This window comes from Acidiphilium sp. AL (assembly GCF_025499445.1).
GTDB classification, from domain to species: domain Bacteria; phylum Pseudomonadota; class Alphaproteobacteria; order Acetobacterales; family Acetobacteraceae; genus Acidiphilium; species Acidiphilium iwatense.
The window spans coordinates 24,034-44,567 of the sequence record NZ_JAIMBZ010000011.1; the positions used below are offsets into that span (position 1 = coordinate 24,034).

Annotated in this window: 18 protein-coding genes; 6 read left to right on the forward strand and 12 right to left on the reverse strand. The window is 65.3% G+C overall.

What is annotated here, in order from left to right; all coding sequences use genetic code 11:
- Window position 1 precedes the first annotated feature (1 nt).
- The 3 genes from aguB to AiwAL_RS08950 all read left to right on the forward strand — a co-directional run bounded on the left by aguB (window position 2) and on the right by AiwAL_RS08950 (window position 3,448).
- Window positions 2-904, forward strand: a complete 903-nt coding sequence (gene aguB, locus AiwAL_RS08940; RefSeq protein ID WP_262312549.1) for an N-carbamoylputrescine amidase — start codon at window positions 2-4, stop codon at window positions 902-904.
- Window positions 901-1,992: an agmatine deiminase gene (aguA, locus tag AiwAL_RS08945; protein ID WP_235703825.1), complete on the forward strand. Its 1,092-nt coding sequence runs from the start codon at window positions 901-903 to the stop codon at window positions 1,990-1,992. The genes aguB and aguA overlap by 4 nt, the downstream gene beginning before the upstream one ends.
- A gap of 76 nt (window positions 1,993-2,068) precedes the next feature.
- Window positions 2,069-3,448: an APC family permease gene (locus tag AiwAL_RS08950; protein WP_235703824.1), complete on the forward strand. Its 1,380-nt coding sequence runs from the start codon at window positions 2,069-2,071 to the stop codon at window positions 3,446-3,448.
- 1 nt (window position 3,449) lies between these two features.
- Here the strand turns inward: AiwAL_RS08950 and AiwAL_RS08955 are convergent, their stop codons facing one another.
- From AiwAL_RS08955 to AiwAL_RS08970, 4 genes are all read right to left on the reverse strand, one after another.
- A complete protein-coding gene (locus AiwAL_RS08955; RefSeq protein WP_235703834.1) occupies window positions 3,450-4,541 on the reverse strand; it encodes a PA0069 family radical SAM protein in 1,092 nt (363 codons plus the stop codon).
- A 105-nt stretch (window positions 4,542-4,646) separates the two neighbouring features.
- Entirely contained in the window at window positions 4,647-6,236 is a 1,590-nt protein-coding gene (locus tag AiwAL_RS08960; protein WP_235703823.1) for an efflux transporter outer membrane subunit, read from the reverse strand.
- Entirely contained in the window at window positions 6,226-7,773 is a 1,548-nt protein-coding gene (locus AiwAL_RS08965; RefSeq protein ID WP_235703822.1) for a DHA2 family efflux MFS transporter permease subunit, read from the reverse strand. Before AiwAL_RS08965 ends, AiwAL_RS08960 begins: the two co-directional genes overlap by 11 nt.
- Entirely contained in the window at window positions 7,770-8,864 is a 1,095-nt protein-coding gene (locus AiwAL_RS08970; protein ID WP_262312550.1) for an HlyD family secretion protein, read from the reverse strand. Before AiwAL_RS08970 ends, AiwAL_RS08965 begins: the two co-directional genes overlap by 4 nt.
- Before the next feature lie 101 nt (window positions 8,865-8,965).
- Here AiwAL_RS08970 and AiwAL_RS08975 point away from each other — a divergent pair, with 101 nt between their 5' ends.
- Entirely contained in the window at window positions 8,966-9,619 is a 654-nt protein-coding gene (locus AiwAL_RS08975; RefSeq protein WP_262312551.1) for a TetR/AcrR family transcriptional regulator, read from the forward strand.
- 289 nt (window positions 9,620-9,908) lie between these two features.
- Here AiwAL_RS08975 and AiwAL_RS08980 read toward each other — a convergent pair whose 3' ends face one another.
- The 7 genes from AiwAL_RS08980 to panC all read right to left on the reverse strand — a co-directional run bounded on the left by AiwAL_RS08980 (window position 9,909) and on the right by panC (window position 15,930).
- On the reverse strand, window positions 9,909-10,514 hold the full coding sequence (locus tag AiwAL_RS08980) for a hypothetical protein (RefSeq protein ID WP_262312552.1): 606 nt from the start codon (window positions 10,512-10,514) through the stop codon (window positions 9,909-9,911).
- Between the two features lie 27 nt (window positions 10,515-10,541).
- On the reverse strand, window positions 10,542-11,456 hold the full coding sequence (locus AiwAL_RS08985) for a glycerophosphodiester phosphodiesterase family protein (RefSeq protein WP_262312553.1): 915 nt from the start codon (window positions 11,454-11,456) through the stop codon (window positions 10,542-10,544).
- Entirely contained in the window at window positions 11,453-13,240 is a 1,788-nt protein-coding gene (locus tag AiwAL_RS08990) for an ABC transporter ATP-binding protein/permease (RefSeq protein ID WP_262312554.1), read from the reverse strand. The genes AiwAL_RS08985 and AiwAL_RS08990 overlap by 4 nt, the downstream gene beginning before the upstream one ends.
- Window positions 13,237-13,722, reverse strand: a complete 486-nt coding sequence (locus tag AiwAL_RS08995; protein WP_235703816.1) for a DUF1499 domain-containing protein — start codon at window positions 13,720-13,722, stop codon at window positions 13,237-13,239. Before AiwAL_RS08995 ends, AiwAL_RS08990 begins: the two co-directional genes overlap by 4 nt.
- Window positions 13,719-14,033 (reverse strand): DUF3253 domain-containing protein, encoded by a 315-nt coding sequence (locus tag AiwAL_RS09000; protein ID WP_262312555.1) that lies wholly within the window; start codon window positions 14,031-14,033, stop codon window positions 13,719-13,721. The genes AiwAL_RS08995 and AiwAL_RS09000 overlap by 4 nt, the downstream gene beginning before the upstream one ends.
- A gap of 66 nt (window positions 14,034-14,099) precedes the next feature.
- A complete protein-coding gene (locus AiwAL_RS09005; RefSeq protein ID WP_408851454.1) occupies window positions 14,100-15,005 on the reverse strand; it encodes an EAL domain-containing protein in 906 nt (301 codons plus the stop codon).
- Between the two features lie 100 nt (window positions 15,006-15,105).
- Complete coding sequence (gene panC, locus AiwAL_RS09010) at window positions 15,106-15,930, reverse strand: pantoate--beta-alanine ligase (protein WP_235703814.1); 825 nt, start codon at window positions 15,928-15,930, stop codon at window positions 15,106-15,108.
- A 263-nt stretch (window positions 15,931-16,193) separates the two neighbouring features.
- On the opposite strand from panC, the gene cydD reads away from it, so the two are divergent.
- Both cydD and cydC read left to right on the forward strand, forming a co-directional pair.
- A complete protein-coding gene (gene cydD / locus AiwAL_RS09015) occupies window positions 16,194-17,876 on the forward strand; it encodes a thiol reductant ABC exporter subunit CydD (RefSeq protein ID WP_235703832.1) in 1,683 nt (560 codons plus the stop codon).
- Window positions 17,876-19,513 (forward strand): thiol reductant ABC exporter subunit CydC, encoded by a 1,638-nt coding sequence (gene cydC, locus AiwAL_RS09020; protein WP_262312556.1) that lies wholly within the window; start codon window positions 17,876-17,878, stop codon window positions 19,511-19,513. The genes cydD and cydC overlap by 1 nt, the downstream gene beginning before the upstream one ends.
- A gap of 8 nt (window positions 19,514-19,521) precedes the next feature.
- Here the strand turns inward: cydC and lpxC are convergent, their stop codons facing one another.
- The gene (gene lpxC, locus AiwAL_RS09025) at window positions 19,522-20,430 is read right to left on the reverse strand and encodes a UDP-3-O-acyl-N-acetylglucosamine deacetylase (protein WP_262312557.1); all 909 of its coding nucleotides are present in this window, start codon (window positions 20,428-20,430) and stop codon (window positions 19,522-19,524) included.
- Window positions 20,431-20,534 lie beyond the last annotated feature (104 nt).

Sequence of the window (20,534 nt, forward strand, 5' to 3'; positions counted from 1 at the left end):
TATGGCGAGCGATATTGTTCTTGCCGCGATCCAGATGAGCTGCGGGCCGGATCGCGCGGCGAACCTCGATCATGCCGAGACGTTGGTGCGGCAGGCCGCCGCCGCGGGAGCCAGGATTATCCTGCCGCCGGAATTATTCGAGACGCGGTATTTCTGTCAGGATCAGATCGCCGATCATTTCCGGCTCGCGACGACGGCCGACGCCAATCCGGCGGTCGCGCGGTTCCGCAAAATCGCGGCCGAGTGCGGAATCGTGGTGCCTGTGTCGTTTTTCGAGCGCGCGGGCCAGAGTTTTTTCAACTCGATCGCGATCGTCGACGCGGATGGCGCGGTTCTGGGCGTCTATCGCAAATCGCATATTCCCGACGGCCCCGGCTATACCGAGAAATTCTATTTTTCGCCGGGCGATACCGGATTCAAGGTCTGGAACACGGCATATGCGCGCATCGGCGTCGGTATTTGCTGGGATCAGTGGTTTCCCGAAGCCGCGCGAGCGATGGCGCTGATGGGAGCGGAAATTCTGCTCTATCCGACCGCGATCGGCTCCGAACCGCAGGATGCGGCGCTCGATTCGCGCGATCACTGGCAGCGCGTGATGCAAGGCCATGCCGGGGCGAACCTGATGCCGCTGATCGCGGCGAATCGCACCGGCATCGAGCCGGGGGCGCACGGCACGTCGATCAGTTTCTACGGCAGTTCCTTCATCGCCGATCAGTTCGGCGGTAAATTGGCTGAGGCCGGCCGCGACGGCGATGCCGTGCTGACCGCGCGAGTCGATCTCGGCGGAATCGCGGCGGCGCGGGCGTCCTGGGGGGTGTTCCGCGATCGCAGACCGGAACTCTACGATGTGCTTGGGAGTTATGACGGCGTGCATCGACACGCGGCGAAGGCTGAGCCGCGATGACGACCACGCCGCGCATCGACGGGTTTCGGATGCCGGCGGAATGGGAGCGTCACGCGGGCTGCGCAATGATCTGGCCGGAACGGCCGGATAACTGGCGGGACGGTGCGCGCCCGGCGCAGGCGGCTTTCGCCGCGGTGGCCGCTGCGATCGCGCGTTACGAGACGGTGACGATGATCGTGTCGGAGCGGCTGATGGATGCGGCGCGCGCGGCGTTGCCGCACGAGGTTCGTCTGCTCGCGATCGAGACCGACGATTCCTGGGCACGCGATGTTGGCCCCGTGTTCGTGGCCGATGCCAATCGCCGCGTGCGGGCGGTGGATTTTCCGTTCAACGCCTGGGGTGGACACGAGCACGGGCTCTATGCGCCGTGGGACAAGGACGACGCGCTGGCCCGGCAATTGTGCGAAGCGCTTGATGTCCGGCGTTATCGCGCGCCCTGCGTGCTGGAGGGCGGTGCGATCCATGCCGATGGTGAAGGCACCGCGCTGGTCACCGAACCTTGCCTGCTCGATCCGGCGCGCAATCCAGCAGTAACCAAAGCGGCGATGGAGCGCTGGCTCGGCGATTATCTCGGCGTTCAGGCGGTCATCTGGCTCGGCCCCGGCATTCCCGAGGATGAAACCGGCGGACATATCGACAATCTCGCCTGTTTCGCGGCTCCTGGCCGGGTATTGCTCGCCTGGTGCGACGACCCGGACGACCCGCATTACACGGTTTCGCGCGCGGCGGCGGCCCGGCTCGATGCCGCGACGGATGCGCGCGGGCGGCGGTTGACGATCGAAAAACTGCCGATGCCGTCAAAAATGGTCATCACTCAAGAAGAATCGGCCGGTGTCGTTTCGACGGGCAAGGGGATGAACCGCGCCGAGGGCGCCAGGCTCGCCGCATCGTATGTCAATTTCTACATCGCCAACGGGGCGGTTATCGCACCCGGTTTTGGCACCGAGACCGATGACGCGGCCCGCGCCGTGCTGGCGCGCAATTTTCCGGGCCGCGACATCGTCATGCTGCCGGCGCGCGAGATCCTGCTCGGCGGTGGCAATATCCATTGCATCACCTGCCAGATTCCCGAGGGGAATCCAGGATGATCGCGATGACCTGTGCATGGGGGCAATAACAAGAACCGTGCGGCGCCAGGAACGTTCAACCGTATAGGAGCAAACAATGCGAACGGAGCTGAGGGCGAATTCGCTCTCTTTCATCGAATCGATCGTGATGGGCATTGCCGGCAGCGCGCCGGGCTACACCATCGCGGTCACCACGGCGGCGCTGATCGGCGCGGCCGGGCTGCTCTCACCGGGCAGCCTGATCATTTTCGCCATACCGATGCTGGGCATCGCGGTGGCCTACAAGGCGCTGACCAAGCGAATGGTCAATGCGGGTGCGGCCTACGATTGGACGAGTCGGGTATTCGGCAAATTTTTCGGCTATTTCTCGGGTTGGGCGCTGCTTGTCGCCTCGATGGTGTTCATGGTCACCGGCAGCCTGCCGATCGCCACATCGACCCTGAATTTCATCGCCCCGGCCTTGACCAAGAGCGTGGTCATTACCACAGGTGTGGCGACATTCTGGTTCCTGCTGATCGCTTTCGTGCTGATCGCCGGCATCAAGCTGACCAGCAAAATCCAGATGGTGATGAGCACGATCGAGCTGGTGATCCTCGCGGTCGTGGCGATCGCCGCCTTCGTCCATGTCGGGCTGCATGGCTCGGTGAACCATTTCTCGTGGTCCTGGTTCGGCTTTCATTACACGGCCGGAGGATTCGCCGCGACCGCGCTGGTGGTGATTTTCTTCTATTGGGGCTGGGATGTCACGGCGAACCTGTCGGAAGAAACCAAGGATGCCGAGACCAACGCCGGCAATGGCGGATTTGGCAGCGTGTTCGTGACCATCGTTTATTATGTTGCCTTCACGCTCGCCGCCCTTCTGCTGTTTACGACCAAGGCGGCGCAGGGATACAGTGACAACATCGTCTATAACATCGCGGTCGCGTCCGGGCTTGGCCGTACCGGGGGGCTGATCGCCTCCGTCGCGGTGATTTTGTCGTCGATCGCGACACTCGAGACCACGATGCTGCAATTCTCCCGCACCTTGTTCGCGATGGGGCGGGATGGCGCGATGCCGACCGCGTTCGGCGCCGTCGATCAGCGCACCGAAACCCCGGTGCGGGCGATGTACCTGCTGATCGGCGTGGGACTCGTGGTGCTCTGGGTGTCGTCGCTGATGCCGACGATCAACACGATCATCACCGATTCGGTGAATGCGATTGGCATTCAGGTTGCCTATTATTACGGGCTGGCCGGGCTGGTCGCGGCCTGGATGCTGCGCGACATCTACAAGGAATCGGTATGGCGCTGGATCGCGTTCTGCCTGTTCCCTGCGGCGAGTGCGATTTTCCTGTTCGCCATGGCGCTCTACGCGATCACCACCTTCAATACGATCACCAATCTGGTCGGAATTGGCGGCCTTGTCGCGGGCATCGTGTTCTTCCGGCCCTGGCGCACCATCGTGCCGTCCGCACCGGCTCCGGCGGCGGCGGAATAGGCTAGAAGAGAGACAATTGCGCGTCCGGGCGGATGGTTTGGCCCGGACGCGCGAAAGCGGTGCAATCGAGCGCGGGCTGCGCGGCATCCAGCCCGTATTGCCGCGCCGCGCGGCGGAAACGCGATGCGAGCAATGCGGCATAGGGTCCGGTGCCCCTGAACCGCGAGCCGAAATTGGGATCGTTCAAGGCGCCCGCGCGGGTCTGACGGATAAGGCTGAGCACGTGCGCCGCGCGATCCGGCACGGTGCGGTGCAGCCAGTCGGTGAACAGGTCGCCGAGTTCGTAAGGCAGGCGCAGCAGGACCGCACCCGCGCTGCGTGCACCGGCGCGGGAGGCGGCTTCGAGTATCCGTTCGAGTTCCGCATCGTTCAGGCCAGGGATCATCGGCGCGGCCAGAACCCCGGCCGGAATTCCGGCGGAAGCGAGCCCCGCGACCGCGGCGAGGCGCCGCGCCGGGCTCGCCGCACGCGGCTCCATGGTGCGGGCGAGACGCGGGTCGAGCGTGGTGATCGACAGATGGACGCGGGCGAGGTTGCGCGACGCCATTCGCGCGAGAATGTCGGCATCGCGCAGGACGCCGGCCGATTTGGTGATGATCGATACCGGGTGGTTGAATCGGTCCAGCACCTCCAGCACCGCGCGGGTGAGCTTCAGTTGCCGCTCGACCGGCTGGTACGGATCGGTGTTGGAGCCGAGCACGATCGGCGCCGGCGTATAGGATTTGCGCGACAATTCGCGTTCCAGAAGTACCGCGGCTTCCGGCTTGAAAACCAGCTTGGTCTCGAAATCGAGGCCGGGCGAGAAGCCGAGATAGGCGTGGGTCGGCCGCGCGTAGCAATAGATGCAGCCGTGCTCGCAACCGCGATACGGGTTGAGCCCGCGATCGAACCCGAGATCGGGGCTGTCGTTCCGGCTGATGATGCTGCGGCTCGAATCCCGGATCAGCACGGTCTCGGGTGGCGGCGCATCCTCGGCCAGGGTTTCCCAGCCGTCATCGAAGGCGTCGCGGCTTTCGCGTTCGAACCGATTGGCCGGTTCGAGTCTGGTGCCGCGCTGGTCCGGGCGGGTATTGCGGGGGATGAGCGTTCGAATGTTCATGTTATGTTCGTGAACACTCAAGCGGCAAACCGCGCGAGTGTCAAGAACAAAAAAAGAACGAGCGACTTCCAGGCGGTGTGCGACCCGACGGCCGCGCGATTACCGCGCGGCGACCGTGGTTTTGGCGGGATAGGTCTGCTCCCAACCGCCGCCGAGTGCCTGATAGAGCGTGACCAGGTCGGTCGAGATTTTCGCGAGGCTCTGCGCCTCGGATTGGGTGGCACGCAGTTCCGATTGCTGGGCGGTCAGCACCTGGAGATAATCGGCCAGGCCCTCCCGGTAGCGTTGCTGGGCGAGGCCGAGCGCGCGCTTGCTCTCCGCCACGTCGGTCTTCAGCGCGGCCAGCGTGTTCTGCTCCTGATCGTAGGCGGTGAGGGCATTATCGACCTGATGGAACGCGGTCAGAACCGTTTTCGCATAGGTGATCGCGGCCTGTTTCTGTTCCGCCTTGCGCAGATGGAGCTGGCCGTTGAGCTTGCCGCCTTCGAAGATCGGCATGGTGATCTGCGGCCCGATCGCGTAGGTGACGGCGGCGAGCTGGTTCAGGTTGGAGAATTGCAGCGCCTGCAACGAGACCGAGCCCGACAGCGAAAGATCCGGGAAGAAATCCGCCTTCGCCACGCCGATTTCGGCGGTCGCTTCGTGCAGCTTCGCGCTCGCCTCGCGGATGTCGGGCCGGCGCTGAAGCAGTTGTGACGGCAAGCCGATCGGCACCACCGGCGGCACCGGTGGCACCGCGCCGGGGGCGATCAGCTCGGCACGGAGCGCCTCCGGTCCGCGGCCGAGCAGCAGGCTGAGCTGGTTGATCAGATAATCGATGCGGGTGCGCAGGGCGGGGATCTGCGACTTGACCGAGGCGGCCTGGGCACGCGCATCCGCGACATCGAGCGCATTGGCGAGGCCGGCCTGTTCGCGTTCCGCCGTCAGGCCGGCGATATGATTGGCGCTGGCGAGATTGTCCCTGGTGATGGCCAGAACCGTCTGCTCGGCGCGCAGATCGATGTAGTCCTGCGCGACTTCGGCCTCGGTATTCAGCAGCACCGCGCGGCGGGCATCGCCCGATGCCTGGGCGGCGGCGAGGGCGGCTTCCAGCGCGCGGCGGTTTTTGCCCCAGAGATCGAAGTCGAACACCGAGGAGAAACCATACTGGAACAGGTTGAACGGCCGGATCGCCGAGCCGGGGATGCCGCCGCCGCCCGAGGTGCCGCCGGCGCCGTTCGCGGTCTGGCCGGCATTGGTGCTCGTGCTGGTGTTCGAGCCGCTGCCGCCGAGAGCGGTGAACACGCCTTTCTTGCTCGGTCCCTCGCGGGTGAACGAGCCGGCGAAATCCAGGTTCGGATAAAGCGCGGCACCTTCGATCTCGGCTTGCGCCTGCGCTTCGGCGAGGCGCTGGGTCGCGATCCGCACGTCGAGGTTTTGGGCGATCGCATCGTGCTCAAGACTGGTCAGGCTGGGGTCGCCGAAACTGTTCCACCAGGCGAGATCGACTTTGCCCTGGCTGACCGTGTCCGGCGCGGTGAGCGCCGGGCGGTTGGCAAGGAACGAGGCTGCCGTGCGCGGGTGGGGGTTGTGGAAATTCGGGCCGAGTTCGCAGCCGCCGAGCCCCAAAGCCAAAGTGAGGCTCGCGCCAAGGGCTGTCGCCTGACGCAAGCGGTGTCGCCGGTCCGGGCGGAATCGGTCAAACCTCATAGGATACTCCTTTGGCTGCCTTGGCAGGCGCGCCAAGAAAAAGAACCACCGGCCAGACCAGCAACGCGGTCATGCCAAGAATATGGAACAGATCGAGATAGCTCATGAATGCTGCCTGATGTTGCACATCCGCGGCCACCTCGGAAAGGGTCTGGCCGTGAAGGCTGACATACGGTGTGATCGCTTCGGCAAGCCTTGAATGATGGAACTGGGTGCGCCAGGCGAGCATGGTGGTGACGAAGGAAATGCCGATACTGCCGCCGATGTTGCGCACCTGATTGATCAGCGCCGAGGCGTCGGCGTTGCGCGCCGGCGGCAGACCGACATAGGACAGGGCGGAAATCGGGATGAACAGGAAGGGCAGGGCGATCACCTGGAGCACCCGGTCGAACGAAATCGTCGCGAAGGACGCATCCGGCGCGAGATGCGACTGGAAGATGAGCGCGAGGCCGGTCTCGATCAGGCCGCCGATCAACAGAACACGGGGCGAAATGAACCGCCCGGTCACGATGCCGGCCACCGGCATCAGACCGATCGTGGCGATCCCGCCGAGCGCGAGCGCGAAGCCCGAGGTTTCGGACGAATAGCCCAGCAGGGTCTGGGTCAGCTGCGGCAGCAACTGGGTGGTGCTGAGCAGGATGACGCCGATCAGGAACATGATCATGCACGAGATGGAAAAATTCCGATATCGGAACAACCTGACGTTCATCACCGGCTCGGGATGGTCCCACTCCCAAACCGCCAAGGTTACGAGCGACACGCTCCAGACCACGAACAGGGTTCGGATGAAGAAACTGCCGAACCCATCATCCAGCGAGAATTTGTCGAGGAAGATCTGCAGCGCGCCGAAGCCGGTCGCGACCAGGAAAAGACCGAAATAGTCGAATTTCAACCCTGCCTTGAGCTTCGCCGCCCGCTCGCGCACCAGCAGCATTGGTTCATCGACGAAAATCGCGATCAGGGTGAAGGCGATCAGTCCGATTGGAAGGTTGATCAGGAACACCCAGTGCCAGGAGAGATGATCGGTGATCCAGCCACCCAGGATCGGCCCGACCGCCGGGGCGACGATGATCACCAGGCCGAACACCGCGAAGACTTGGGCGCGTTTTTCCTGCGGGAAACTGTCGGCATACATCGATTGGGTGACCGGCTGCAGCCCGCCGCCGCCCAGGCCCTGGAGCACGCGCGCGACGATCAGCATGGTCAGCGAGGCCGAGAAGGCGCACAGCACCGAACTCGCGGTGAACAGCGCGATGCAGATCAGGAACAGTCGCTTGCGGCCGACCACGCCCTGCAGCCAGCCGGTGATCGGCAGGATGATGCTGTTGGAGACCAGATAGGAGGTCAGAACCCAGGTGCTTTCCTCGGGGCTGACTGCAAGCGAACCAGCGATGTGGGTGAGTGCTACATTGGCGATGGTGGTATCGAGCACCTCCATGAACGGGGCGAGCGCGATCATCGCGACGATCAGCCATGGGTTGTACGGTCCCGCCGCGGAGCGCGGCGGGTTGGGCCGGGACGCATAGAGCAGGCTCATTTTGACGCAATGCGGATAAAGGGCTCGGCCGACATGCCCGGCGCCAACAGGTATTTGCCGATGCGGTGGTCGTCGAAAATGATCCGCACCGGCACACGCTGCACGATTTTCACGTAATTGCCGGTCGCGTTCTGGGCCGGCAGCAGCGAAAACACGCTGCCGGTGCCGCGCTGAATGCTGGCGACCCTGGCGTGGAACGCAACACCGGGGACCGCATCGATATAGACTCGCACGTGCTGACCGGGATGGATGTGGCCAAGCTCCGTCTCCTTGTAGTTCGCGGTCACCCAGAGCCGGTCGCCGACCAGCGCCATCAATCCAGAGCCCGCGGCGACGACATTGCCGGTACGCACCGAGCGTTCCGCGATATAGCCCGAAGCAGGGGCGCGGATCGACGTGTAGGAAAGCTGGAGCTTGGCGTTCTCGACCGCGACATCCGTTGCTTTAAGGGCCGCCTTGGCCGCGACCAGCCCGGCTTCGGCGCCGGTGACCTGCTGTTTCGCGGCATCGAGGCGCGCCTCGGTCGCGCGCAGGTCGGCGGTCGCCGCGTCCAGCGCGGTGCGGGTGACCGCCTGGGGATTGACCCGCGCATAGCGCGCCGCGTCGCGCTGGGCCTTGAACAGATTGGCCCTGGCGACCGCGACATTCGCCTCTGCCTGCGCGACATCCGCGTTCCGTGTGCCCACATCCGCCACTGCCTGCGCGCGCTGGGCACGGGCGCGGTCCAGCGCGACGATTTCGGTACCGGCATTGAGCCGGACCAGAAGCTGGCCTTTCGCCACGTGCTGATTCTGGTGCACCAGAACCGCCTCGACCTGCCCCGAAATACGCGGCGCGATGCGATGGATCGCGCCGTCGATCTCGGCATCGGTGGTCGTCGCGAATTGGCGCGCATGCAGCCAATAGACGATACCAGCCACGACCAGGGCGAGCAGAACGATCGCCAGAACGACGAAGGGCCGTTTTGACCGGGGCGGCGTGATGGCGGCGACCGCATCATTGGGGACTCGACTCTGCCGGGCACCGGATTCGTTCCGATCATCCTCGCCCATCGCAAGGTCACGGTTTCGCCGGCCGTCATCGTCCATCATGGGCGCCTTACTGATATGACCGAACCGTTCGGTCATTGACGGGTTATACATACCCAGCGTAGGCTGACTGTCAATGCACAAATCTCTGCCTCAAGGCGCTCATGCCGATGTCTGAACGTCTCTCTCCCCAAAAAGCGGCCCAGATCCTGCGGGGCGCCAGCGTGGTTTTCGCGCGAGACGGATACGGGGGGGCGAGTATGTCGCGTATCGCGCTGGAGGCAGGGGTCTCGAAAGGGACGCTTTACAACTACTTTCCCGGCAAGGCGGAGTTGTTCAGCGCCTATGTCGAGGAGGAATGCGCGAAAAACCTCCATTTGATCTTTCAGGCACCGGATGCCGAAGAAGAACCTGCCGAAATGCTGGCACGCATCGCCCGCCGGATGCTGCACCTGCTGCTGTCCGACATCGGCATCACGATCTATCGGGTGGTGATTGCCGAGGCGGAGAAATTTCCCCACATTGCCCTTTCCTTTTTCGAGGCTGGCCCGGCGCGGGCGATCCGTTATCTTGCCGATGGGCTGCGGGAACAGGTCAGGCGTGACCGGATGAATGTCCCCGACCCCGAATTCGCCGCCGAGCAGTTCTTTGCGCTGTGCCAGACCCGGCTGGCCTTTCTCTGTAGACTCCGCATCAAAATGACGCCGTCAACTGAGGAAATCGATCGGATCGTGGATGGTTCGGTCAGGATTTTCCTCAATACCTACGGCATTGGTGGTCGGAACGCGAAGCAATCCTCATCCACGAATGAGACCTGATCGACTGGCGGGGGCTTTCCGGTTCGCCGGAACTTGAGCCGCATGCCCATTTCGCACTCATGGCCGCATCCCCACGCATAGCCTCTCTGCACATTTCATCGCGCATTCCGCAATTCCGCCATTCGACCCGATCGAGCTGGCGATACATGGCCGCATAATCCGGCGATCACTTTTCTGACCATTTGTTCATGAAATCGAGAGATGATGTGCGGATTCGCCTTGCCAAGCAAAACCGATTGCAGAATACTACCTAAGGTAGTCTTTTCTTCCACGCTCGCGCAAAAATGGATCAAAAATGATGAATTTTCAGACGTTGGACGGTTTCGTGCGCGAAAGAATCCGGGCCTGGCCGCAAACGCCGCCGGGCCTGGAACAGGCGGATGCGCGGGGGCAGGGGGTCTGGCTCAAGGCCCGGCCTGGACCATCGCAGGAAAACGATGCGCCGTCGCTCAAAATACCGGGCGCCGCACGCATGCGCACTTTCCCGGACGGACTCTGGCTCTGGTTCGGCGGCACGCCGGGCGACATGTTCGTCGATCTGTTTGCCATCGAGGTGTGCGGCAGCCTGCAAAACCTGCTCGACAAGCGCTCGCGCTATACGCCGAGCCTGCACTCTCTGCTGGTGACCTGTCCGTCGGTGTGGCTGCGCCGCGCGGTCGCGGAGCACGACGACACGCCGCGCTGGCGGACCATCGGGTCGTTCGATCGCGCGCCGGAGACGGCGATCGCCTTGCCGGTGCGCGACATGCGGGTGCTCTATGCGCTCAAACCCAAGCAATTCCACGAGTTCGCCGTGCATAACATCGCGCACGCTCATGAGTTGTTCGCGCCGATCGATATTCTGGTGGGTGAAGCCGGCTGGCGGGCGCCGGCCTTGCGGCAATTCCTGTTTCATGCCGCGCGCCGAGCGAATTTCTGGGATTCAGATGCCTATGCTTGCCCCGAAGGATCGGACGAAGCCTGGGCCGGCAACAATCCCCCCCACGGCTTCGACGGCGCTTCGGGCCAGATCCGGCCGATCGGAAATCATCCCGTCCACGCCAAGCGCGATCATCCGCTCAAACGCCTCGGGCGTATTGACCGTCCAGGGCAGAACGCGGAGGCCGAGCGACTGCGCCTCGGCCAGATCGGCCTGATCGAGGCTGGCATGAAACGGCGCCCAGCACGCGGCCCCCGTGGCGGCAACGGCACGCGGCAGCCTGCCGTCGAACTGGCCTAGATCGGCGCCGTCGAGCCATAAACGGCCTTCGGCGACGGTATCCGGCGCGCTCAGGCAACAGCGGCGCAAGCATGGTTCCAGCGCCGCCGCCACCCGCAGTACCCGCCAGTCGAAGGCGAACAGCACGGCATCTTCCAGTGCGCCGTTCCGGCGGAGAGAGGCGATGACCGAAGCGGCCATCGCTTCCGGCGCTGCCGTGTCGTCCGGGCGGTCGGGGAAGGTTTTCACCTCGATCAGGAGATCGAGCCCGGCGAGAGCGCCGAGAGCGGCATCGAGGCTGGGGATGTGCGCGCCGTCAATCGGTCGTTGATCGGGGTAGCGCGCCTCATAGTCCGATCCTGGGCGCAATCGTCCGACATCGTATTGCGCGATCCGGGCATAGGGCAGGTCGCGCAGCAGAGGTGCATCCTTGCCGACGTAAATGCCGTCGGCGGCGCGGGCGATATCCGGGTTTGGGCGTGGATCGTGATGCACCGCGGCAATTCCGTCTTCGCTTAGCCCGACATCGAATTCCACGCCGGTCAGGCCGATTGCGTGGGCACAGGCGAAGCCTTCGAGCGTGTTCTCGGGCAGCAGTCCGCGCGCCCCGCGATGCCCGAAAATGGCGATCGGGTTCATTCGCCGGGCACCGGCTCGGCCTCGGGGACGAGATGCATGACGCCGCCGTCGCCTTGGGCGAGGCGCGTCCGGCGCGGATGCAGATCGATCACGCTTTCATGGTGGGCGATCGAGACGAACTGGGTGCCGGGCAGGCGCGTGCGGAGCATGGCGAACAAAGAGCGTGCCGCCGGTTCGTCGAGCGCCGATAAAGCCTCGTCGAGGAACAGCCAATCCGGCTGGACGATCAGCACGCGGGCCAGGGCAAGACGTTGCTGTTCGCCGCCGGAGAGCCGCAGAGTCCAGTTGTCGACCTGTTCGAGCCGTGCGGCGAGCTGCGCGAGGCCGACATCGGCCAGGGCGGCGCGCACGGCGTCGTCGGCGATTTCATGTTCCTGGCGCGGATAGGCGACGGCGCGTTTCAGCGAGCCCAGCGGAAAATAGGGTTTCTGCGGCAGGAACATCAATTGGCCGGCCGGTCGGGTGACGCGGCCGTGACCGAACGGCCAGATCCCGGCAAGCGCACGGAACAGGGTGGATTTGCCGGCGCCTGACGGACCGGTGATCGCGACCGGTTCGCCCGGCGCGATGTGCAGATGCGGCTGGCTGAACAGGCGCCGCCCATCCGGCAGGTCGATCGCCAGATCCTCGGCAAGCAGGCCGCCGCCCGGTGCCGGTGCGGTTCCAACCGGCATAGCCGCATCGCGCGCCTGGGCGGACATCACCGCCCGTTCGAAGCCGTCGAGACGTTGAACCGTCGCACGCCAGGTCACGAGCTGCGGATAGGCCCCGACGAACCAGGAAAAGGCGCTTTGCACGTTGCCGAAAATATTGCTGACCTGCATCATCACGCCAAGCGTGAAGACGCCGGTGAAATAGCCCGGAGCGGCGACCATGAACGGGAAGATGATCGCGATCTGGGTAAAGCCGACGGTGAAGAAATTCAGCGCCTTGGTGCGCTTCATGATCTTCCACCAATTGAGATAGATCGCGTGGAAGCGCTGTCCAAGCCCCAGTGCCTCTTCGGCCTCGCCGCCATAGAGCGCGATCTGTTCGGTATTCTCGCGCACCCGCATCAGGTTGAAGCGGAAATCGGCATCGACCTGCTGCTGCTGGAAGTTCAGCGGAATCAGGCGCCAGCCGATGACATGGGTGAAATAGGTGCCGACGATCGAATAGATGATCGCGGCCCAGACGAGATAGCCGGGGATGGTCACGCCGAACGCGTGCAGCGGCGGCACCAGGAACCAGAGCACGAAAATGAAGCTGAACAGATTGACGATATTGGCGATGAAGTTGATGCCGAGCGACAGGTTGTTCGAGACGAAACTGCGCAGATCGTCGGCGATCCGCTGATCCGGGTTGTCGAGCGGGCTGCCGGCCTCGGCCTTCAGGCTGATTTCGTAATAGGCGCGCCGGTCGAGCCAATCCTGCACGAAGCGATTGGTGATCCAGCGGCGCCAGCGGATTTCCAGCATCTGATTGAGGTAGAATGCATAGACCAGAACGGTGATGTTGATGGCGGCCCATTCGGAAAATCCCGGCACGAACCAGGGATAGCCCTTGACGAACCGATAGGTGAACATCGCTTCCCAGAACTTCGGCGCGTCCTTGACCTGCAGCGCGTCGTAAGCGACGCGATACCAGTAGGTGTAAAGGACGTTCAGATAGACCGCGAAGAGATTGAGCCCGATGATCGCCGCGAGCAGCCCCCAGGCGATCCATTTTTCCTCGGAGCTGAAATACGGTTTCGCGAGCCGCCAGGCATCGGCAAGGGCGAGGCGGGCGTTATTCAGAAACTTCATGGCGTGATCCTGATCAGTTTCGCTTCGATCGCGGCGAGCCAGGATTTTACCCGCGCCTGGTTCACCCCGAAATCGGAATAGCCGTAGATCGAGTGCGAATAGAGAATGAGCGCGCTGCCATCGGCGCCGTCCGGCCGCACCGCGGCCTCGACCACATCCGGGAAATTCGCGACCGGCGTGCGAACCACCCAGGCGGCCTGGAACTGTGCCGGGTAGGAATCGAGTTCGTAGGTGCGGGGTTCGGCGGCGGCCACGGAAGCGATTTCGGCGAACAGCACATCCGGCGGCACCTTGTAGCGCGGGGTGGTCAGATCGGGGTTCGGCGTGAAACCGACGGGTGCTGCCAGCGCCTTGTTCGGCGATTTCGGCAGGACGAGATGGTTGAAATCGACGATGCCGGGCGGTTTGACCCCTTGCGCTCCGGCCTTGCCGCAGGCGGGAAAGATCAGGCTCAGCAACAGAGGCAGCATCCCCACGCTCATCGGCGTTCCTCCATGATTTCGCGCAACCGCAACCGGATGACCCCGCGCGCGGCCTCGGGCGGGATCACCTTGCCTTTGCGCAAAATGTCGATTGTCCCGGATTGCGCAAGGCGCAGCGCGGCGCGGCGGATAGCGGGCATATGGTGCCGCCAGGCATCGGTGGCGCCGGCATTGCCGTCATGTTCCGCGAGGCGGTGCGCCGCTTCGGCGGGAGAGATCGATTTCCCGCAGCCGCGCTCCCGCGCCAGATCCAGGATCGCGGCGTCCGCGGCATTTGCACGAGAACCGGTTGCAATCTCGTCTTCAGTCATCCGGGTGGTCTGGCCCGGATCGGTGCGCCGGGCAAGATCGTCCGGCGCCGGGAAGCGGGTTGTGGATCAGCCCTGGGATCGTGCCCGCACGCGGAGTGTTTCGGCAGGCATCGCCGCTCCGATCCATGGTCCCTGAACGAAATCGACGCCAAGCCGGCGCGCCCGTTGCAGTTCGGCTTCGGTTTCGATCCCGTCGATCGTCACGGTCAAACCGTGCCGGTGGGCGATTTCGGCCGAAGCCCGAATCAAGGTGGCTTCATCGGCGGCATCGTCGTCCGGCTCGCCGACGCGGGCGAGCCGGCGATCGAGCTTGAGACCGGAGAGCGGCAGGCGGGACAATAAGGCGAGGCCGCCGAAGGTCGCGCCGAATCCATCGAGCGTGACGCCAAGTCCGGCCGCGCGCAGATCGCCGATCGTGTGATTGAGCGGCGTGCCGCTGTCGATGAGTTCGGTCTCGTCGATCTGCAACTCGATGCGCCAGGGAGCGATGGATGCGGTATCGAGAGCTTCCAGCACGGCATCGAGCACCGCACCGTCGGTCAGGGTTCGTCCCGTCACGGGCACGGCGACCCGCCATGTCCCCGGCCATGTCGCAACCTCGGCGGTGGCGGCGGCGAGGCTGAAGCGCAGCATATCGGCACGCGGCCCCTGGCGCTCCAGGCCGCGCAGGAAAGGCGCCACGGCGACCAGACCCCGCTTTCGGTTCGGCAGGCCGATCCAGAGTTCCGCGCCCTCCAGGAGGCCAGCAGGCGTTTGACCGGCCGCGCCAAGCCTGAGTCGTGGCAAATAGCGCAGGCAAAACGATCCGTCGTGCAGGGCTTCGGCGATGCGCGTGGCCCGCTTGCGCTGTTCGCCCGCGGCGATCCGGCGCAGGGCGGCACGGCTCCGCCGCTCCCCGAGGCGGCTCGCCGCCTCGGGCGGCAACGTATCGGGCGGCGCCATTTTTGGGTATTCCGTCATGCTCACACGCATCGCTCCATTCGGACCTTGAGAGGTTCAGCGGCGATTATGAAGGTTCAGAGTAAAATTTCCGTTAGCGTCCGATCGGGAATCCGGCGGGCAGGCTTCCGATTCAGACCGCGATATTGTCGAGCAGACGCGTCGAGCCGAGCCGCGCCGCCGCGATCAGCCGGGCCGCTCCCGCGCGGGCATTGAGCGGTGCCAGCGACTCGGGCGCGACCAAGGCAAGATAATCCACCGCGAAGCCGGCGCGCGCGAGGGTTTCGCGCCCGGCGGCGAGTGTCGCTTCGATAGCAGCGCCGGCGCGCAGCTCATCGCGCGCGCGGCACAAGGTCGCGAACAGATCCGGCGCCCGCGCACGGTCTTCCGGGGTGAGGTAGCGGTTGCGCGACGACATGGCGAGGCCGTCCGCCTCGCGCCGTGTCGGCACCGCGACGATCGCGACCGGCAGCAGAAGATCTTCCGCCATCCGGTGGATCACCTGGATTTGTTGCCAGTCTTTTTCACCGAAATAGGCAGAATCGGGCCGCATTTGGCCGAACAGCTTGGCGACCACGGTTGCGACTCCGCGAAAATGGCCGGGCCGCGCGGCGCCTTCCCACAATAAGGCGGGACCGGCGACGTCGATCATGGTCGCCCCATCCGGCGGATACATGATGTCGACCGTCGGCAGCCAGACGAGGTCGCAGCCTGCCGCTTCCAGCATCGCGCAATCGGCATCGGGATCGCGCGGATAGCGGCCGAAATCCTCATTGGGACCGAACTGGGTCGGGTTGACGAAAATCGAGGCGGCGACCGCACCCCCGGCGGCGCGCGCGGCGCGCACCAGCGCGAGATGCCCGTCATGCAGCGCACCCATGGTCGGAACGAGGGCCAGAGGACCAGCGTGGCCAGCACGGGCCGCGCGCAGTTCCGCAAGGGTACGGGCGATGTGCATGGGTTCCTCGGCTCACACGTCTTATGGCTAGGTTATGCGGCGCCTCATGGGCGAAACCGGCGCTTTCGTCCACTCCCGCCGGTCTGAGTCCTGGTTTGTTCTTTGAAAACATGAATAAATTAGTCATCTTCTCGTCATGTTCCTGTTAGATTCATGACTTGATCCCGCTTCATTGAGGCACCGTGATGAAGAAATCGCGCTCTCGCGGTCCCCGGCGTCCCGTGCTGTTGGGTTTCATGGGAAAGCTTTATATGTCTCCGGCCATGGCACGCAGCGTCTCCCCGACAAAATCATGGATCAGGCAGGAAATTCGCGGCGGACGGCGCCGCGCCGCGCCCGCGACCGGTCTCGGGCTGCTCGGCGTTCTGCTCGCGATCGGCCAGATCTATTGCGCGTCCCGCCTGCTCGCCGCCGCTCTGCGCCCCGGTTCGGCGCCGGTCGAATTGCTCGCGATCGGCTTCGCGATCGCCGCCGTGCTGCGCGCCGGGCTGATCGTCGTGCAGGAACGCGAGGCAGCAAGGCTCGGCATCGCCGCGCGTCGCCGGCTGCGCAGTGCCACGCTCGGCGGGCTGATGACGCTCGGCCCCGGCTTGCTGCGCGGGCGCCATTCCGCCGAGCTCGCGGCGGTGGTGGTCGATCGGATCGAGGCGCTGGGCGGGCTGCACGGGCGCTGGATTCCGGCGTCCGGCATTGCGTTGGTGGGTCCCCTGATGGTCGCCGCCGCCGCGGCGATCGCCGACTGGCGCAGCGGGCTCATTCTGCTGATCGCCGGATTGCTGGTGCCCGTTTCGATGGCGGTTACCGGAATCGGCACCGGCATGGCGGCACGCCGGCAATTCACCGCGATGCGGCGGCTGCAGACGCGATTCCTCGACCGGGTGCGCGGTATCGGGACCATCGTGCTCGCCGGTCGGGCCGAGGCCGAGGCCGAGGCGCTGGGCGGCACCGCCGACGAGCTGCGCCGCCGCACCCTGCGTATCCTGCGCGTCGCCTTTCTGAACGCGACGGTGATGGATCTGCTCGCCGCCGCGGCGCTGGTCGCGATCGCGATCCGGTTCGCCGGACCGCTGCTCGCCGGCCATTGGGCGTCCGCTCCCGCTGCCCTGTTTTCCCTGCTTCTGGTGCCCGAGTTCTTCGCGCCGCTGCGGGCATTTTCGGCGGTCTATCAGGACCGGATGACCGCCGAGACGGCGGCGGAGGATCTGATCGAACTGCCGCGCGCGGAGGTGCACGCCGCACCGCCGCCCGCGATCCGCACCGTGCCGGCCCAAGGGGTGACCATCGTTTTCGAGGGCGTGTCGTTCGCCTGGGATACGCTGCGCGGCACGGTCCTCGATCGGCTCAGTTTCCGCCTGCCGGCCGGCGAGACGATGATGCTGGTGGGACCGTCAGGCTCGGGCAAATCGACGATTCTCGAATTGCTGCTCGGTTTCGCGCATCCGCAGGCCGGACGGATCACCGTCAACGGCGCGCCGATCGAGACCATCGTTCCGGCCGCGCTCGCGCGCATGACCGCGATGATCGGCCAGCGGCCCTTTCTGTTCGCGGGATCGATCGAGGAGAATATCCGGCTGGGCCGGCCGGAGGCGAGCGAGGCCGAATTGCGCGAGGCGGTCCGGCTCGCCCGCGTCGCCGATTTCGCCGATGCGCTGCCGCTTGGGCTTGCGACGCCGATCGGCGACGGCGGCTATGGGCTTTCCGGCGGCCAGGCGCAGCGGATCGCGATCGCACGCGCGTTTCTGAAGGACGCCAAGCTTCTGCTTCTCGACGAACCGACCGCGCAGCTCGATCCGGCGACCGAACGCGACGTGCTGGACAGCCTGAAGCGGCTCGCGATCGGGCGGACCGTGATCCTGGCGAGCCATGCCGCTTTCGCCCACGAGTTCACCGGCCGCAAGCTCGATCTCGGTGCCGTGCGCACCGCAGGGCTGGAAGGGGTCGCTTGATGAACCGGGCGCGGCCGATCCTGCGGATCATCGGATTATGGCGGGCGCAGCGCGCCGCCCTTGCCGCAGGCGTGATCGTCGCTCTCGCCGCGCTCGCCGCCGGGGTCGCGCTGATGGCCGGTGCCGGCCGCTACATCGCCGCGGCGACGCTCGGCATCGGCCTCGCGGTACCGGCCGCGCTGGAGGCGCTTGGCGTCGCGCGCGTGGCGCTGCGCTATTTCGAACGGCTGGTCACCCACGATGCCACGTTCCGCGCGCTCACGGCATTGCGCATCTGGTTCTTCCGGGGCCTCGCGTGCAGCGCTGCCGGCGGGCTCGGCTATCGTCGCGCGGGCGACGTTCTGGCCCGGTTGGTCAACGACATCGAGGCGCTGGACGGGATTTTTCTTCGCATCCTGGTTCCCGGCTTCGGCGCCCTGATGCTGATTCCCGTTCTGCTGTTCGTGGTCGGACGCGAGGATGCCGCGGCGGCAGCGATCGTGCTGGCGCTGTTCGCGCTGATCGCTTTTTTATTCCCCTGGCGGGCGATGGGAGCGGCGCGCCGGTCCGCCGAGGCGGAAGCGCAGGCCGGCGGCGCCTTGCGCGTCGCAGCGCTCGATGCGCTGAGCGGCTTACGGGAGGTCAAGGTTTACGGCGCCGAGGGGCGGATGCTGGCCGCGATCCAGGCGCAGGAATCGCGGCTGTTCGGTGCAGAAAGAATGCTCGCCGCGCGCGCGGGGGCGATGCAGGCGGTCTCGTTCCTGGCCGCGCAGGCAGCACTTCTCGCCGTTCTGCTGATCCATGGCGCGCATCCTGTCGCCATCGTTATCGCGGTGTTCGTGGCGATCGCTGCTTTCGAGGCGGTGGGCGCGATGCCGCGCGCCGGGGTGATCGCGGGCCGCGCGAGCGCCGCGGCAACTCGCGTGCTGGAGGCGGCGGAAGCGCCGCCGCGCGTCGCCGATCCCGCCTCGCCCGCCACCATGCCGGTTGCGCATGGTTTGAGTTTCGACGAGGTGACATTCCGCTGGTCCGCCACCTTGCCGCCGGTGTTCGACGGGCTGTCGCTTCAGGTACCGGCCGGTTCGCGCATCGCCGTGCTCGGGCCATCGGGTGCCGGAAAATCGACCCTTGCCGCGCTGGCGCTCAAGCTTGCCGAACCCGAGGCCGGGGAGATCAGGCTCGGCGGGGTGGATATCGCACGGCTCAACGCGGCGGACGTGCGCACGCGCGTCGCCTGGCTGTCGCAGGCGACGCATCTTTTCGCCGATACGGTGCGCAATAATCTGCTCCTTGCCCGGCCCGATGCCAGCGAGGCGGAACTCTGGGCGGCACTGGATGCCGCGCGGATCGGCGATGTCGTTCGCGCCCTGCCGGATCGGCTCGATGCCTGGGTCGGCGAACAAGGGGTATTGTTTTCCGGCGGGCAGGGGCGGCGTCTCGCGCTGGCGCGCACGCTGCTGAGTCCGGCGCCGGTTCTGATTCTGGATGAACCCTGCTCGGGTCTCGATATCGAGACCGAACGCGAGTTCATGAGCACGCTGAACGAGACCCTGGCCGGACGGACCGTCCTGCTGATTGCCCATCGGCTGACCGGCGTGGAAAAATTCGACCGGATCTGGCGCATGCAGAACGGACGGGTGATCGCGGCGACCCGGTAGGGGGGCCGTCAGGCGACGGCGGCGAATTCCGGGATGGTGGTCTCGAACCGGCGATAATTCGCCGGATCCGCGAACAAGGCGCGCAGCAAAAGATTGTTCAGCCGGTGGCCGGTGCGCGCGCCGACGAAGCGGCCGATGATCGGCGCGCCGGCCAAAGCGAGATCGCCCACCACGTCGAGCAGCTTGTGGCGCACGAATTCGTCAGGGTAGCGCAGGCCCTCGGGGTTGAGCACGCGGCCGCCATCCACCACCACCGCATTGGCGAGGCTGCCGCCGCGCGCCAGACCGGCTTCATGCAGCGCGTCGATCTCGTCCTTCATGGTGAAGGTGCGTGCGCGGGACAGATCCTCGGTGAAGCGTGCGGGCGAGAGGTCGAGCGAGAAAGCCTGGCGGCCAATCGCGCGGGCCGGAAAATCGATGTCGAGCGCCAGGGCAAATCCTTCGGCATCCGGCCCGGCGGGGCGCAGTTCGGCGAAGGCAGCGCCGTCGGCGATGCGCACCGGGCGCAGGATTTCGATCACCTCGCGCGGCGCCTCGCTTTCGGCGATGCCAGCACAGGTGAGCAGGAACACGAATTCAGCGGCCGAACCATCGAGGATCGGGACTTCCGGGCCATCCACCTCGATCAGCACATCGTCGATCCCAAGCCCGGCGAGGGATGCCATGACATGCTCGACCGTACCGATCCGCGCCTCCGGGTGCCGGGGATCGGCGAGAACGGTGCAGAGACGGGTATCGGCGACGAAATCGTGCCGTGCCGGAATGGTCGCATCGAGATCGGTGCGCCGGAATACGATGCCGCTCCCTGGCGCGGCCGGCACGAAGCGCAGATGAACCGCCGCGCCGCCGTGCAGACCAAAACCTTCGCATGAAATGACCGATTTCAGGCCGCGCCGGGTGTCATCCGCCCGCGGCATCCTCGTCCATCCATCCGGCCGCATGGCCATGCGCGTCATCGTGATCGAAGCCTCATCAAATCGCTGCGATGCACACTAGACGCGGGCGAACGGTCTGGAAAATC